This is a genomic window from Streptomonospora halophila, assembly GCF_039542725.1.
Lineage (GTDB): Bacteria > Actinomycetota > Actinomycetes > Streptosporangiales > Streptosporangiaceae > Streptomonospora > Streptomonospora halophila.
On sequence record NZ_BAABIK010000008.1, the window covers coordinates 46769 to 61196 of the forward strand.

Consider the following 14428-nt stretch of genomic DNA (forward strand, 5'->3'; position numbering starts at 1 on the left):
CGACAGGCACGAAAGAGCTGACACCGACATGGAGAAGTTCACCGTTCACACCGGCAGCGCCGTGCCGCTGCGCTACAGCAACGTGGACACCGACCAGATCATCCCCGCCGTCTACCTCAAGCGGGTCGCCCGCACCGGCTTCGAGGACGGCCTGTTCGCGGCCTGGCGCGCCAGCGACCCCGAGTTCGTGCTGAACAAGCCCGAGTACGCCGGCGGCAGCGTCCTCGTCTCCGGCACCGACTTCGGCACCGGCTCCTCGCGTGAGCACGCGGTGTGGGCGCTGCAGGACTACGGGTTCAAGGCGGTGCTGGCGCCGCGCTTCGGCGACATCTTCCGCGGCAACGCGCTCAAGGGCGGGCTGCTGGCGGTCGTGCTGCCCTACGACGTCATCGAGCGGCTGTGGGCGGCCGTGGAGGCCGACCCCGCGACGCAGGTGACGGTCGACCTGGAGGCGCGCGAGGTGCGCGCGGCCGACATCGTCCAGCCGTTCGAGCTCGACGACTACACGCGCTGGCGGCTGATGGAGGGTCTGGACGACATCGCACTCACTCTGCGTCACACCGATGACGTCGACGCGTTCGAGAACCAGCGCCACGCATGGCTTCCGGTCACCCAGTAGACGGCGAATCCCCGGAATTTTACCTTGATTTGGCGCGGCGGCCGCGGGAGGCGCACCGCCGCGCCAACGCACTGCCGCCGGATGCCCGGATTCCCGCCGTACGTAGGCTTTTGGGCATCACGGAAGCGGTCAAAAGGGATCCCGTTCGTGCCTCCGAGCGGGTCGATCTGACGCTCCTCACGCTCCCTCCGCAGGTCGAAGACCCTCCGACACGCTGAATTCACGGGCGTTTGTGTTTGTGTCCAGGGCATGCTGTCCCCTAATTTCGTGCGAGCAAGGGGGAACCGGAGGAACCAATGAACAAGCGTGACCTGATCGACGCGATCTCTGACCGTATGGGCGACAAGAAGACCGCCACCGAAGCCGTCAACGCGGTGCTGGAGACCATCCAGTCGGCCGTCGCTTCCGGCGAAAAGGTCGCCGTGACCGGCTTCGGCGTCTTCGAGAGGGGCGAACGGGCCGCTCGTGAGGCCCGCAACCCTGCTACCGGGGCGACTATCAACGTCCCGGCGAGCTACGTGCCGAAGTTCCGCCCGGGCTCCGACTTCAAGGCCCTGGTGAACGGCGAGAAGTGACCCCCGGCGAAGCCGAGGGCTGAAGTGCGCGCCCGGGTCCCCCGAGAGGGCCCGGGCGTTCTTCATGCGCGCGCCCGCGTGCGGCACGCCCCGGGTGGACCGCCGACACGGCCGGCGCCGCACCTCACCACGCGAAGCGCGCCAGCAGCTTGGCCGTATGCGGCCCCACACCCAGCCGGGCGGCCTCACGGAGGTCGGCCGCGGTGTCCACGTCGCGCCGCACGCTCGGCGCCCGCGAGCCGTCGAGCTCCGCGGCCCCGCCGGCCAGGTGCCGGCGCCGCGAGCCGCCCTCGAACGCCGGGGCGAAGCGGGCCCCCGCCCGCACGGCGTACAGCGTGGTGCCGACGCCCGGCGCATCGGCCAGGAAAGAGCGCTCGTGGCCCCGCGCCTGCGCGAGCACATCGTCCAGTTCGCCCGGACGCAGCGCCGGGAGGTCCGCCGACAGCGCACAGCGCCCCCACAACGGGTGTGTGCGCCCGGCTGCGGCGGCTCCGTGCTCCAGCGCGGGGTTGAGGCCGGTCCCCGGCTCGCCGCCCACGACGGCGGCTCCCAGCGCCTCCAGCGCCGCGGCGGCCCGCTCGTCCTGCGTGACCGCGAACACCGCGCCCACCCGCTCGGCGGCGACGGCCGCCATCACCGTGTCGCAGGCCACCGCCAGCGCCAGGTCGGCGCGCGGCAGGCCCGCCGCCCCCGACAGCCGGGACTTGGCGCGCTCCAGCCCTTTCACCGGGACCACCAGCGACCAGGGCCGGTCCTGATCCTGCGGCGGCATCGCCCCTCCTCGACTCGCTGATCGGCGCACCGCGCCCCCGGGCGGCCGCGCGGGCAGGCCAGGGCGCCGCGCCGGCCGACCGCAGGCGGCACGGCACGCCGCGCGCACCGCCCCGCCGGAGTGGAGCGGGGCGTACCGCGCCCCGTCCGCTCGCCGGTTGCAACGGGCGCGACATGGGGGATCTTCCCGGCGGCCTAGACTGGACCGGCCGCAGGCGGCCGCCGGCCACCGCCGGGGCCGCGACGCGGAAAGGCCGGCGCGCAAGCGGCGAGGCAGGTCGAATCGGAGGAGTCCGTGGCACAGCAACGCGAATCGCGGTGGGTCAAGGCGGTCGTGGCCGCCATCGTCCGCCCGGTCCTGGGAGCCGTCACCAAGGCGGAGTGGCAGGGGCAGGAGAACGTCCCGCGCGAGGGCGGCGTGATCATCGCCGCCAACCACCTGTCGATGGCCGACCCACTGACCATCTCGCACTACCTCTACGTCGCCGGGCGGCGCTGGCCCACCTTCACCGCCAAGGAGGGCGTCTTCCGCATCCCCCTGGTCGGCGCGGTGGCCCGCAGCACCGGCCAGATCCCCGTGAAGCGCGGCAGCACCGACGCCGTCAAGGCACTCAAGGAGGCCGAGGCCGCCCTCACCCGCGACGGCTCCTCGGTGATCTTCTACCCCGAGGGCACCTGCACCCGCGACCCCGACCTGTGGCCGATGGCCGCGCGCACCGGTGTCGCCCGGCTCGCGCTGAGCACCGGCGCGCCCGTCGTCCCGCTGGCGCACTGGGGCGAACAGCACCTGCTGCGCTACGGCACCGCCAAGCTGCGCCCCTTCCCGCGCAAGCGCGTGCAGATCGTCGCCGGGCCGCCGGTGGACCTCTCGGCCTACCGCGGCAAGCCGATGACGGCCACCGTGCTCCGCGACGCCACCGCCGAGATCATGCGGCGCATCACCGAGCTGCAGGCGGATCTGCGCGGCGAGGTGCCGCCGGCCGAGCCCTACGACATGAAGAGGGTCCGCCAGGCCTCCTCCGGCGACTCCGGGACGCCGGAGGCCGCCGAGGCCGCTCCCGAGGTCCCCGAGGCGGGCGCGGCGGGCGGCGCCGGCGTGCAGCCGGCCGCGAGCGCCGACGGAGGCCGGGCGCCGGCCGCCGCCAACGGCGCCGGCGAGCAGGACTCCGACGGCGAGCGGAAGCCCCGCGGGTGAGCGGCGGCGCGCGAGCACGGGGGAGGAGCACATGACCAAGGTCGCGGTGATGGGCAGCGGTTCCTGGGGGACCGCGTTCGCCAACATGGTCGCCGACGCGGGCGCCGCCGAGGTGGTCGTGCACGGGCGGCGGTCCGAGGTCGTCGACGCGATCAACCAGCGCCACGAGAACCCCGCCTACTTCCCGGGTATGGCGCTGAACCCCGCCCTGACCGCCACCGCCGACGCAGCCAAGGCGCTGCACGAAGCGGACTTCGTCGTCCTCGCCGTGCCCTCGCAGACGCTGCGCGGCAACCTCTCCGCATGGCGCGAGCACATCGGCGGGCAGGCCGTCCTCGTGAGCCTGATGAAGGGCATCGAGCTCGGCACCTGCCGCCGGATGAGCGAGGTCGCCACCGAGGTGTCGGGCGTGCCCGAGGACCGGGTCGCGGTCGTCTCGGGCCCCAACCTGGCCCGCGAGATCGCCGAGCGCCAGCCCGCCACCGCCGTGATGGCCTGCCGCCACGAGCCCACTGCCGTGCGGCTGCAGCACATCTGCAAGTCGGCGTACTTCCGGCCCTACACCGTCACCGACGTGGTCGGCGTTGAGCTGGGCGGAGCCGTCAAGAACGTCATCGCCCTGGCCGTCGGCGTCGCCGTGGGGATGGGCTTCGGCGACAACGCCAAGGCCTCACTGATCACCCGCGGCCTGGCCGAGACGGTGCGCTTGGCGGTCTCGCTGGGCGCCGGCGAGCACACGCTGGCCGGCCTGGCCGGGCTCGGCGACCTCGTCGCCACCTGCGGGTCGCCGCTTTCGCGCAACCGGACCTTCGGTGAGAAGCTCGGCTCCGGCATGACGCTGGAGGAGGTCGTCGCCGCGACCTCGCAGACCGCCGAGGGCGTGAAGTCCTCGGAGTCGGTGCTGGAGCTGGCCCGCCGCACGGGCGTGGAGATGCCCATCACCGAGGCGGTCGTGGCGATGATGCACCACGACCTCTCGCCTGCCGAGGCCCTCGCGGCGTTCATGTCGCGTACGGCCAAGCCGGAGCGCTACGGGTTCTGACCCGGCGCAGCGCCGCGCGTGCGCGCCGCCGCGCCGGGGCGGGCCGGACGCGTGCACGCCCGGCCCGCCCCGACCCGCCACGACCACCGAGCAACGGAGATCCGCCGCACCATGCACCAGCAGGGGGAGAACACCCGCGCCCTGGGCCTGCCCGCAGCGCCCGCGCCGCCCCAGCGTCCGCTGCGGGCCCCGGTCCACCGCAGCACCACCTACGCGTTCGGCTCTTCCCGGGAGTACGCCGACGTCCTGGCCGGCGAGGCGCCCGGCTACTCCTACGCGCGCATCGACACCCCCACCGCGAGCGCCTTCGCCGCGGCGGTGGCCGCGATGGAGGGAGCCGGCTGCGACCGCGAGGTGCGCGGCGAGGCCTTCGCCTCGGGGATGGGCGCGGTGAGCAGCACGCTGCTCGCGCTCACCGGCGCCGGCGCGCACGTCGTCGCCTCGCGGTCCATCTACGGCAACACCTATTCGCTGCTCGACGGCCTGCTGCGCAGGTTCGGCGTGCACACCGACTTCGTCGACATCACGGACACGGCCGCCGTGCGCGCCGCGGTGCGGCCCGAGACCGCGGTGGTCTTCACCGAGACCCTGTCCAACCCGACCATGACCGTCTCCGATCTGCCCGCCCTGGGCGGGATCGCCGACGAGGCCGGCGCCGTCCTGGTCGTCGACTCCACCTTCGCCACGCCGGCCGTGTGCCGCCCGCTGGAGCACGGCGCCGGCGTCGTCCTCCACTCGGCGACCAAGTACATCGGCGGGCACAGCGACGCCACCGGGGGAGTGGCGGTCGGCGGCGCGGATCCCATGGCCCGGGTGCGCGCGGCCCGCATCGACCTCGGTCCCTGCCTGGCCCCCGACGAGGCGTTCCTCCTGCACCGCGGCCTGGAGACGCTGCCGCTGCGCGTCGCCCGCCAGTGCGAGAGCGCGGCCGCCTTCGCCGCCGCAGTGGCCGGGCACCCCGCGGTCGAGCGGGTCGACTACCCGGGACTGCCCGGCCACCCCGGCCACGGGCTCGCCGAGCGGCTGTTCGACGCCGGCCGCCGGGGCGCCGTCGTCACCGTGACCCCGCGCGGCGGCCGGGAAGCGGGCATGGCCTTCGCCGACGCCCTGCGCACGGCCACCATCGGCGCGTCGCTGGGCGGCACGCACACCCTGGCGGGCCACGTCGGCTCGACCACCCACCGCCAGATGAGCGACACGGCGCTGCGCGAGGCCGGGATCGGGCCCGCGGCGGTACGGTTCTCCATCGGCCTGGAGGACGCGGACGACCTCGCGGCCGACGCCCGTGCCGCGCTGGACGCGGCGTGCGGTGGACGGTGACCGGCGCGCCCGCAGCCGGCGGCGCTTCGGCGGCGCGGGCCGCGGGGACACGACGGAAGAACGAATGGGCGCAACGGGTGCGGATCGGTTCCGGAGCCCGGTGAGCGGAGGATAGAGTCGGGCAGCATGGCCGAGCAGCGTAAAATCCGGGTCGCCGTGATCTTCGGCGGACGCAGTCCCGAGCACGAGATCTCCTGCGTCACCGCGGGCGGGGTGATCTCGGCGATCGACACCGACCGCTACGAGGTCGTGCCCATCGGCATCGCCCGCGACGGCTCCTGGGTGCTGTACTCGGCCGACCCGGGTCAGCTGGCGATCGTCGACGGCCGACTGCCCGAGGTCCACACGTCCGGGCCCGAGCTGGCGGTCCCCTTCAGCGGCGCCACCGACCTGATCGTCCTCGAAGGCGACTCCTCGCGCAGGCTGGGCGGCTTCGACGCGGTACTGCCGCTGCTGCACGGCCCGCTCGGCGAGGACGGCACCATCCAGGGCCTGTTCGAGATGATGGACGCCCGATACGCGGGCGCAGGCGTGTTCGCCAGCGCCGCGTCGATGGACAAGGTCTTCATGAAGGCCCTGTTCACCGGGCACGGCATCCCCACCGGCGACTACGTCGCGGTGCCCGACCGGATGTGGCGGGGCGAGCGCAAGCGCGTCCTGGACGACATCGCCGATCTGGGCGGGACGGTGTTCGTCAAGCCCGCGCGCGGCGGCAGCAGCGTCGGCATCAGCAAGGTGCCCGACGCCTCGGACACCGACGCCGTCACCGCGGCCGTCGAGGCGGCGCGCCGGCACGACCCCAAGGTCATCGTCGAGGCGGCCGTGCCGGGCCGCGAGGTCGAGTGCGGTGTGCTGGAGTCGCTCGAAGGCGGTGCGCCGGACGTCTCCCAGCCCGCCGAGATCCACGTGGCCGACGGGTTCGACTTCTACGACTTCGAGGCGAAGTACCTGTCCACGAGCGGCCTGACCATCCCGGCCGAGCTGCCCGTCGAGGTCGTCGCCGAGATCCGCCGCGAGGCCGCCCGCACCTTCGAGGCGCTGGGCTGCGAAGGGCTCGCCCGGGTGGACTTCTTCTACGGCGACGACGGGCGCGTCTACGTCAACGAGATCAACACGATGCCCGGGTTCACTCCGTCCTCGGCGTTCCCGCAGATGTGGGCCGAGTCGGGGCTGGACTACACGTCCCTCGTCGACCGGATGATCCAGACGGCCCTGCGCCGCGCGCCCGGCCTGCGCTAGCGCGCGCCGCCCGCCGAGCACGCCTCTTCGCGACCCTTCCGGGGCCGCGTCCCGCCCGCCCGGCCGGGACGCGGCCCCAGCGCATGTGGAGGGCGGGAGGCGGTGCCCCGACGCATTCCGCCTCCCGCCCTCGCAAACCCCGCGGCCGGGCCCTGCCGCCCCCGGCCGCGGGATTATCGGGGTTGGTCCGTTCGCCGGCGGTCCCTCACGATGCCGTGCAGGTCTCGCCGTTCACCTCGAACGCGGTCGGCTCCGCGGCCGATCCGCCGTTCTCGGCGTTGAATCCGAAGGACACCGACGCCCCGGCCGCGACGTCGCCGTTCCAGTCGGTGTTGGAGGCGGTCACGCGTGTGCCCTCCTGTGCGAACTGCGCCGACCAGCCGTTGGTGACGGTCGATCCGTCGGCGAAGTCCCAGGCGACCGACCAGTCCTGCAGCGCCGAGTCGCCCTCGTTGGTCATCGAGACGTTGGCCGTGTAGCCGCCGGACCACTCGTTGGCGATGCTGTAGTCCACGGTGCACTCGGCCGGGCCGCCGCCGCTGCCGCCGCCGCCGGTGGTCACCGACACCTCGGGCGAGGGCGAGGACGCGTTGCCCGCGGCGTCCAGGGCGACCACGTAGAAGCTGTAGGAGGTCTCGGCCTGCAGCCCGCTCACGGTCGCCGACGTGCCTCCGGAGGTGGTGGCCACCACCTCGCCGGTCGCGGCGTCGTGGACCTCGTATCCGGTCACGCCCACGTCGTCGGATGCGGCGCCCCAGCTCAGCTCGGCGGAGCCGTCCGTGACGGCTCCGGCGCTCGGCGCGCCGGGCGCCGTGGGCACCTGCGTGTCTTCCTCGCCGCCGCCACCGCCGCTGCCGTCGAAGACCACGTCGGAGCAGTTGTAGAAGGCCTCGGGGCTGTCCGAGCGCTCCCAGATCGAGTAGATGACGTGGCGGCCGCTCTTTTCGGGCAGCGTGGCCTGCCAGTAGTACTCGGCGCCCTCGACGCCGCCTTCGCGCAGCGGCGGGTCGGTGACCTCGTCGAACGGGGCGGGCTCCAGGTCGTCCCAGCCCAGCGGCTGGTTCGGGTCCCAGCCGTCCTTGGTGATGTACTGCGTGAAGGTGCCGGGGTGGCGCGCCCACGCGTTGTGCTCGAAGGTGACCGTGTCGCCGGACTGAACCTGGGTGGCGGGCCAGTCGCCGGGGCGGTTGAAGGCGTCGAACTCCTCGGTGGGGCCGCAGAGCTTGCCGTTGGGGATGATCTCGCGGTGCCGGTCGCCGGCGTCGCTGATCAGGTTCCCGAACCAGTTCCAGAAGGGGTAGGAGCTGTATTCGAGGGCCTCTTGGCACATCGGGTTCTGCGGGTTCAGGGAGCCGCCGTTGCCCCCTTCGAGGCCGTCCTGGTAGCAGGCGTAGGTGCGGGTGGCGGGGAAGGTGAAGCCGCCGTGCGCGGCCGCCGGCTCGGCGGGCAGGGCCACGGCGAATCCGGAGGCGAGTACGGCTGCGCCGCCGATGAGGGTGATTCTGCGTGCAAGGTTCACCGTTGCACTCCTCTGAGTCGCACTCCCGTGACCTGGGCGATGTCAGCGGGAGATGGATGGGGGATCCGAGGATGGGAGCGGGGGACGGGTTCGGGATGGGGAGCACCTCAGCGGAGCACGGCCGCAGGGAGCGCTCCCAGGTTTGGGAGCGCTCCCAGGTTGTGCCGAACTACCCCAGAGGCGTTCCTAGCGTGTCCCGCATCACAGGATTCCGCAACCACGGGTAATAGAGACGTAACTCCGAAGCCACATCGGATTCGGCGGCGTCGCAGGTGGCGGACGTCCGGTTTGCGGCGAGGCGGGCGCGCAGCGCTCCCGAGGCGTCCGGCGGCGGCCGCGGGCCCGCCGACCGCCGCCGGACGCGCCGGTACGCAGGCGGGTACCGGAGGCGTTCGGGCGCGGTCGGCGGGCGGGTTCTAGCGCGCGGGCGGCGGAGGCGGCGGGCCCTGGTGGGGGCCGGCCACCGGGCCGGCGCCGGAAGGCGGCGGCCCGGGGAAGGCGGGCGGTGCGGCGTCGGGCGGGAGCTGACCGGGCGCGGCCGGCGCCTGCGGGGGCGATGAGGGCAGCAGGCGGCGCGCGAGGATCGTGCCGCCAGCCGTAGCGGCGGGGAACACCACGACGGCCAGGAACGGGATGGCCAGCAGCAGGTAGCTGGGGATGCCGAAGCCGAACACGAGCATCCGCCGCTGCTTCATCGCCCCGCGGCGGTCCTTGATGCGGCGCATCCCGCGCCGGTCGAAGGCCGCGCCGAGCAGCTCGATGGTGAGCATCCACCCGCCGAAGAAGGCGGCCACGACGGGGACCACCGTCTGGCCGACCACCGGGATGAACCCGCTCGCGAACAGCGGGATCGCGACCAGTGCCGAGACGGAGATCAGGCCCAGCGACTGCCGGACCGCCCGGATGACCGACCGCACCACCGGCTCGTCGGAGTCGGCAGGGGCGTCGCCCAGGTCGTCGTCGACCATCTCGGCGATCTTGTCGTAGAGCGGGAACCCCAGCGCGAGCGTCAGACCGGTGAAGGCCACGACCATGATCAGCACGGCGCCGGCCACCAGCATCACCCCGGCGGCGACGCGCAGCGTCGTCTGCATCCCCGACGACCAGCCGTCGGCGAATGGGGTCAGCCACGCGGTCAAGTCGTCGATGTTGAGCAGCAGCGCCGCCAGGGCGGCCACGAACAGCAGCGACGTGGCCAACGGCGGGATCATGCCCAGCATGAACAGGCGGGGGTTGCGGATGACCAGGGCCGCGCCCTTGAACAGGACGCCGACACCGGAGAAGAAGTCGCGGAGGGGAGTGCTCACGCCGGACGACGATAGTGCGTCCTCCCCCGTCCCCGCACCTTCAGCCGCCCCCGCGCCCACCCGCCCCCGGTTCGGCGGCACGTCCACTCGCCCCGCCAGCTCGCCGGCGCCGCTGCCGTGGTCCCGGTCCGTCCGGGGGCGGAGTGCGGTGCCTGCCGACCGCGCCCGTGTCGGTTCTGGGGCCTCCTGTGCGCTCCCAGGGGCGTGTGCGTGTCGCGGGTTCCCGGCGGGGCGGGCGCAGCCGTGCCGGTCCAGGAACGCCCACCAGGTGCGCAGCGGGACCGTCCGCACCTCGGCGGCGGAGAGCCCCTCCGCCGCGGTCCGCGGCGCCGCAGTGGAGTGGCTGCTCGGCGTGTCGGCGCGGCGGACGGCGTCGGCCAGGACGCGGCGGATGTGCTGATCGGCGCCGTACTCACCGCGCTGAGCCCGGCGGGGTGCGGTGCGTGCTGTGGGAGGTCGGGTTCGGGCTGCCGACCGCTGCCCGGGGCGGGCGGGCGCGGTCCTTCGCCGGAGGCCACACGGAGGTGTGGGGCCCGGCCGGAGCCGCGGCCGCGGGTCGAGGGGGAGGGGCCGTGCGGCGGGGGCGGGTGCGGGCCGTCGCGGCGGCGGGGTCAGCGGTGCCGCGGGCCCTGCGGGCCCGCCGGTCTCCCGGCGGGGGCCGGGCCGGTGCGGGCGAGGGTTGCTCGCGCCGCCGCGCGTATGCGGGGGTCGGGGTGGTGGCGGGCGAACCAGCGCAGTACGAAGCGCGCCTCGGGGTGGCCGAACCCGGCCGCGGAGTCGAAGACGGTCGGCAGTTCGGGGTCGCTGACACCGGGAAACGCGCCGATGCCGCCTGCGCCGTCGTCGTGCCCGTAGGTTCCGGTGCGCAGGCTCGCCGCGAGTCCGTCGAGCAGCGGACCGAGGTGGTCGTGCGGCTGCAGGGAGTCGAGCTTGGCGAACCCGGCGTCGAACAGCCAGCAGCGCGCCCGGCCGCCGAAGTCGGGGTCGCCGCGCAGGCGCTCGTAGCAGCTGCGCGCCTGCAGCGCGTATGCCGACGTCAGGCGGTTGGCCAGGGAGCGGTGCACGCAGTCGTCGCTGCGCCGGTAGACCTCCACCAGCTCGGGCAGCGCCCTCGCCGGGCCGCGCGCGGCGATCCACTCCTGCAGCTCCCGCTCGGCGAAGGGGTCGCCGGAGGCGGCCCGGTCGATCAGCACCTCGGCGTCCTCGGCCATCAGCTCGGCGCGGGTGAGCGGGCGCACCCCGTTGCACACGAGTAGGGCGAACCACAGCCACCGGCCCAGCGGAGTCAGCACGGTGCTCGTGTGTCGGCCGGCGGTGGTTCGCCGGACGCCGCCGGTATCGGAGGCCTCGTGTGCGACGGCGCCGAGGTGCTCCAGCTCCGCCAGGAGCGGTTCGGCGGCCTCGGCGGGGCCGGCCGCATCCGGCGGGCCGTGGGACGGGCCGGTCGGCCGCCGCACGGCCGCGGGAGCGCCGCTCAACCGCGCGTCGGCGGCCAGGTCGGCTGCCATGCGCGGGGCCAGCGGCGTCGGCGCTCCCCGTTCCCTGCCCAGGCTCAGCGCGGTCAGCACGGCGCCGATCAGCGCGTCCGCCGCGTCCTGGTCGGCGCCGTCCGCCGCGCCGACGCGGCGCAGCCGCTCCGCTGCGGCGCCGCGGACCGCGGCGAAGCCGGACCACCAGCGTTCCAGCAGCTCCCCGGAGGCCGGGGACCCGTTCGCCGTGCGCGGGTCGGCGCACACCGGAGCGGCTGCGACCGCCGCGACCAGTTCCTCCGCCGTCGGAAGAGCCGCGGGTGGCAGCGAGTAGCCCAGCCGGCCCCACCCGCCCCGCGGGCGGGTCGGCAGCGCGCCGTCCCCCTCGCCGCGCGCCGCCGCCGCGAAGGCGGCGAAGCCCAGCCCGGGCGCGGCGTCCTCGGCCGGGGGCGCCGCGCCCGGGGAGGCTCCTGCGTGCGGTCGGGCGGCGTCGTGTCCCCGCCCGTCCGTGCCGCTCGCGCCGGAGAGGCGGGGCGCGGCGTCCTCGACGGCCTGTTCGAGGTTGGCCAGGCGTGCCGAGCGCGGGTCGAGCCAGCCGTGCCGGTCCAGGAACGCCCACCAGGTGCGCAGCGCGCCGGGGACCGCCCGCACGTCGGTGGCGGGCAGCGCCTCCCGGGTGGGCACCCAGTGCCGCAGCAGGGTGAAGACGTCGGCCGCCGTCCACCGCGCGACCAGGCCGTCGCCGCCGCAGCCGGGCTCGCCGAGCTTGTAGCCGGTCACCGCGCCCAGAGCGCGCCGCGAGACCGGGGGCACGGGCTGCCCGGCCGCCCAGGAGGCCGCCGCGCGCGGCAGCAGGTCGCGGTAGCGGTCGAGGGTCTCCTCGTCGGCGTTGCTGAAAACCAGGCGCATCGCCACTCCACGTTTCTCGCCCAGGCCGTCCTGGGGCCGGGCCGCACCGGGGCGCCGGACGGCCTGCGCCGGCGGAGTCGGCTCCGCCCGGGTCACGGCGGCCCGCCCGCTGTCCGCCGCCACCTCACCAACAGTGTGGCAGCGGGGACGCTGCGCGGTGGGAAAGTCGCCGATATCCCGTGGATCGCCGAAAGCCGGTTCCCTCCGGCGGTTGCGGAACCGCGGCTCGCCGCACCGCAATCCGGAGCCTTTCGCCGCCCCGGCCACCGGGAACGCCGGAGGTGGGGGCTGCCGGAATGTCGTCGCCGTCCGGCAGAATCGGCGGTATCCGAGACCGTTCGGATTTCCCGGAAGGAACACCGGCACCATGGCCGATCAACCGCTCGTGTTCGCCACCGCGCAGCAGCTCGCGGAATGGTTCGAAGAGCACCATCGCACCGTCGGCCACATCTGGGTGGCCTTCCCGAAGAAGGGGACGGACGCACGCGCCCTCACCCGTTCCGAGGTTCTGGACCTCGCGCTGTGCTACGGCTGGATCGACGGCCAGGCGAGCTCGGCCGGTACCCCGGAGGGGTGGTGGGCGCAGCGGTACTCCCCGCGCAGGCCCCGCAGCCCGTGGTCGAAGATCAACTGCGCGAAGGCCGAGGAGCTGATCAGTGCCGGCCGGATGCGGCCCGCCGGACTGGAGGAGGTCGAGCGCGCCAAGGCCGACGGGCGGTGGGACGCCGCCTACGACCCGCCGAGCACGGCGTCGGTACCGGACGACCTGCGCGAGGCGTTGGACGCCGTTCCGGCGGCAGCGGAGGCCTTCGCCGCCCTGAACAGGAGCAGCAGGTTCACCATCCTGTACTCGCTGCAGGAGGCGAAGCGCCCCGAGACCCGGGCGCGCCGAGTGGCCGACTACGTGGCGCGGCTGGCGGCCGGCGACCCTCCGCGTCCGCCTCAGCGCAGGAAGCCCCGGTAGGGCTCCGGGCCGTCCTCACGAGGGCGCGGCGCACGGCCGCGGGTACGCGGAGCGGCTCCGCCGACCGCGTTCCCGCCCCTACCGGTCGGCCGCCGTCGCCGCCATCGCGGTGCAACGGCGTGTGACGCACTGCCGAGATCACGATGGGCGGCGCCCGGCGCAAGGCAGGGTTCCGCTGACGAGCGGCGGACGCACAGCGCGTGCAGCAGGGCCACAGCAACGCCGCGGCCTGCCGGGCCGCAACCACCGACATCCGCACCCGCAACCGCACCGGCGCGAAGCGGTGCGACAGGCGCAGCGCCGAGAACGACGGCCGCCGGCGGGGTACCACCCGTCACCACGGCGGCACCGCCTCCCGGCCCGCTTGTCCACAGGCGGCGAAGCCGGTGTTGTGCGCCCGGTCGCGCTCCGGTGTGCTGGTGTCATGTCGGAATCCGAACGCTCGCGCCTGCCCGGCCTCCGCGGGCTCGCCGCAGGTCAGCACGGGGTGGTGACCCGGGCCCAGGCGCTGGCGTGCGGGCTTTCGCGCGCCCGGATCGACGGCCTGGTGCGCCGGGGCAGGTGGCAGCGGGTGCATACCGGCGTCTATCTCGTCCACCCCTCCGGCGGAGGCGATCCGCCGCTCGCCGCCCGGGTGATGGCCGTGCAGTTGGCGCTCGGCCCGAGTGCGGTCGCGGTCGGCCCCACCGCCGTACGGCTGTGGGGCCTGCACGGCCTGCCGCCCGGCGGCGCGCCCGAGCGTGTGCACGTCGCCGTCCCCGGCGGCGGGTCGTCCCCGGCCGCGGGTACGCTGCGCCGGTACGCCTGGCGCCCGCCCGTCGGAGAGGTCGCGGTGCGCGGCGGCATCCGGCTGACCACGCCCGGGCGCACGCTGCGCGACGCGGTCCTCGTCTCCGACCGCCTCACCGCCGTCAGCATTCTCGACTCCGCGGTGCAGCGCGGCGCGGTCGCCGCCGATCAGCTGCCCGGCCTGCGCACCGCCAACGCCGGCCGGCCCGGGGCGGTCCGCACCGGGGCGTGGTGGTCGCTCGCCGACGGGCGCGCGCAGAGCAGCCTGGAGTCGCGGATCCGGCTCGTGTGCCACGACGCCGGAGTGCCGCCCGAGACCCTGCAGTACCCCGTTTATCGGGCCGACGGCACGCTCGCGGGGCGCGCCGACCTCGCGTGGCCGAGCCGGGGCGTGATCGCCGAGGCGGACGGACGGGGACCCCACGCCCTGCCCGAGGCCCTCTACGTCGACCGCCGGCGGCAGAACAGCATGGTCAGCACACCGGAGCGCCTGGTCATGCTCAGGTTCACCTGGCGCGACCTCCAGCGCCCGGACGAGATCGCAGCGGCCGTCCGCGACGCCTGCCGCACCTCCGACAGAGGACGCGGATGACGTCGTGCATCCGTCCGGGGCACCGCCCGCGCCCGGCCCCGAGTCGCGCGTGCCGGCGGCGCGCCGGTAGCGGTGCGCACCGAGTGCGGCCCGCCCCCGCGGGCCCGAGACCCCCGGG

The 14428-nt window shown here is 74.8% G+C and carries 13 protein-coding genes; 9 read left to right on the forward strand and 4 right to left on the reverse strand.

Annotated features, from left to right (window positions below; translation table 11 throughout):
* Positions 1 to 28 precede the first annotated feature (28 nt).
* The 3 genes from leuD to ABEA15_RS09015 all read left to right on the forward strand — a co-directional run bounded on the left by leuD (position 29) and on the right by ABEA15_RS09015 (position 1194).
* Positions 29 to 619 (forward strand): 3-isopropylmalate dehydratase small subunit, encoded by a 591-nt coding sequence (gene leuD, locus ABEA15_RS09010; protein ID WP_345556257.1) that lies wholly within the window; start codon positions 29 to 31, stop codon positions 617 to 619.
* Positions 598 to 837 (forward strand): SCO5555 family protein, encoded by a 240-nt coding sequence (locus tag ABEA15_RS25765; RefSeq protein WP_486387882.1) that lies wholly within the window; start codon positions 598 to 600, stop codon positions 835 to 837. The genes leuD and ABEA15_RS25765 overlap by 22 nt, the downstream gene beginning before the upstream one ends.
* Before the next feature lie 78 nt (positions 838 to 915).
* Positions 916 to 1194 (forward strand): HU family DNA-binding protein, encoded by a 279-nt coding sequence (locus tag ABEA15_RS09015; protein ID WP_311544908.1) that lies wholly within the window; start codon positions 916 to 918, stop codon positions 1192 to 1194.
* A 124-nt stretch (positions 1195 to 1318) separates the two neighbouring features.
* Here the strand turns inward: ABEA15_RS09015 and cofC are convergent, their stop codons facing one another.
* Positions 1319 to 1966 (reverse strand): 2-phospho-L-lactate guanylyltransferase, encoded by a 648-nt coding sequence (gene cofC / locus ABEA15_RS09020; RefSeq protein ID WP_344143478.1) that lies wholly within the window; start codon positions 1964 to 1966, stop codon positions 1319 to 1321.
* A gap of 294 nt (positions 1967 to 2260) precedes the next feature.
* On the opposite strand from cofC, the gene ABEA15_RS09025 reads away from it, so the two are divergent.
* The 4 genes from ABEA15_RS09025 (at position 2261) to ABEA15_RS09040 (ending at position 6761) form a co-directional block, all read left to right on the forward strand.
* Positions 2261 to 3160: a lysophospholipid acyltransferase family protein gene (locus tag ABEA15_RS09025; RefSeq protein ID WP_345556258.1), complete on the forward strand. Its 900-nt coding sequence runs from the start codon at positions 2261 to 2263 to the stop codon at positions 3158 to 3160.
* Positions 3161 to 3191: 31 nt separating this feature from the next.
* Positions 3192 to 4202 (forward strand): NAD(P)H-dependent glycerol-3-phosphate dehydrogenase, encoded by a 1011-nt coding sequence (locus ABEA15_RS09030; RefSeq protein ID WP_345556259.1) that lies wholly within the window; start codon positions 3192 to 3194, stop codon positions 4200 to 4202.
* A 111-nt stretch (positions 4203 to 4313) separates the two neighbouring features.
* Complete coding sequence (locus ABEA15_RS09035; protein ID WP_345556260.1) at positions 4314 to 5522, forward strand: trans-sulfuration enzyme family protein; 1209 nt, start codon at positions 4314 to 4316, stop codon at positions 5520 to 5522.
* Positions 5523 to 5648: 126 nt separating this feature from the next.
* Positions 5649 to 6761, forward strand: coding sequence for a D-alanine--D-alanine ligase family protein (locus ABEA15_RS09040; protein WP_345556261.1), 1113 nt, complete (start codon positions 5649 to 5651; stop codon positions 6759 to 6761).
* Between the two features lie 205 nt (positions 6762 to 6966).
* On the opposite strand, the gene ABEA15_RS09045 is transcribed toward ABEA15_RS09040, so the two are convergent.
* The 3 genes from ABEA15_RS09045 to ABEA15_RS09055 form a co-directional block, all read right to left on the reverse strand.
* Positions 6967 to 8280, reverse strand: a complete 1314-nt coding sequence (locus ABEA15_RS09045; protein WP_345556262.1) for a lytic polysaccharide monooxygenase — start codon at positions 8278 to 8280, stop codon at positions 6967 to 6969.
* A 416-nt stretch (positions 8281 to 8696) separates the two neighbouring features.
* A complete protein-coding gene (locus tag ABEA15_RS09050; RefSeq protein WP_345556264.1) occupies positions 8697 to 9587 on the reverse strand; it encodes an EI24 domain-containing protein in 891 nt (296 codons plus the stop codon).
* Between the two features lie 611 nt (positions 9588 to 10198).
* Positions 10199 to 11965 (reverse strand): hypothetical protein, encoded by a 1767-nt coding sequence (locus ABEA15_RS09055; RefSeq protein ID WP_345556265.1) that lies wholly within the window; start codon positions 11963 to 11965, stop codon positions 10199 to 10201.
* A 367-nt stretch (positions 11966 to 12332) separates the two neighbouring features.
* On the opposite strand from ABEA15_RS09055, the gene ABEA15_RS09060 reads away from it, so the two are divergent.
* Positions 12333 to 12929: a YdeI/OmpD-associated family protein gene (locus tag ABEA15_RS09060; RefSeq protein WP_345556267.1), complete on the forward strand. Its 597-nt coding sequence runs from the start codon at positions 12333 to 12335 to the stop codon at positions 12927 to 12929.
* Positions 12930 to 13353: 424 nt separating this feature from the next.
* Positions 13354 to 14310 (forward strand): type IV toxin-antitoxin system AbiEi family antitoxin domain-containing protein, encoded by a 957-nt coding sequence (locus ABEA15_RS09065; protein WP_345556268.1) that lies wholly within the window; start codon positions 13354 to 13356, stop codon positions 14308 to 14310.
* The last annotated feature ends 118 nt before the right edge of the window (positions 14311 to 14428 follow it).

Excerpts from the sequence above, each read along its gene's own strand:
- ABEA15_RS09040 (WP_345556261.1), top strand. The coding sequence starts at position 5,649 with ATGGCCGAGCAGCGTAAAATCCGGGTCGCCGTGATCTTCGGCGGACGC.
- ABEA15_RS09060 (WP_345556267.1), top strand. The coding sequence starts at position 12,333 with ATGGCCGATCAACCGCTCGTGTTCGCCACCGCGCAGCAGCTCGCGGAA.
- ABEA15_RS25765 (WP_486387882.1), top strand. The coding sequence starts at position 598 with ATGGCTTCCGGTCACCCAGTAGACGGCGAATCCCCGGAATTTTACCTT.
- ABEA15_RS09030 (WP_345556259.1), top strand. The coding sequence starts at position 3,192 with ATGACCAAGGTCGCGGTGATGGGCAGCGGTTCCTGGGGGACCGCGTTC.
- cofC (WP_344143478.1), bottom strand. The coding sequence starts at position 1,966 with ATGCCGCCGCAGGATCAGGACCGGCCCTGGTCGCTGGTGGTCCCGGTG.
- ABEA15_RS09035 (WP_345556260.1), top strand. The coding sequence starts at position 4,314 with ATGCACCAGCAGGGGGAGAACACCCGCGCCCTGGGCCTGCCCGCAGCG.
- leuD (WP_345556257.1), top strand. The coding sequence starts at position 29 with ATGGAGAAGTTCACCGTTCACACCGGCAGCGCCGTGCCGCTGCGCTAC.
- ABEA15_RS09055 (WP_345556265.1), bottom strand. The coding sequence starts at position 11,965 with ATGCGCCTGGTTTTCAGCAACGCCGACGAGGAGACCCTCGACCGCTAC.
- ABEA15_RS09065 (WP_345556268.1), top strand. The coding sequence starts at position 13,354 with ATGTCGGAATCCGAACGCTCGCGCCTGCCCGGCCTCCGCGGGCTCGCC.
- ABEA15_RS09015 (WP_311544908.1), top strand. The coding sequence starts at position 916 with ATGAACAAGCGTGACCTGATCGACGCGATCTCTGACCGTATGGGCGAC.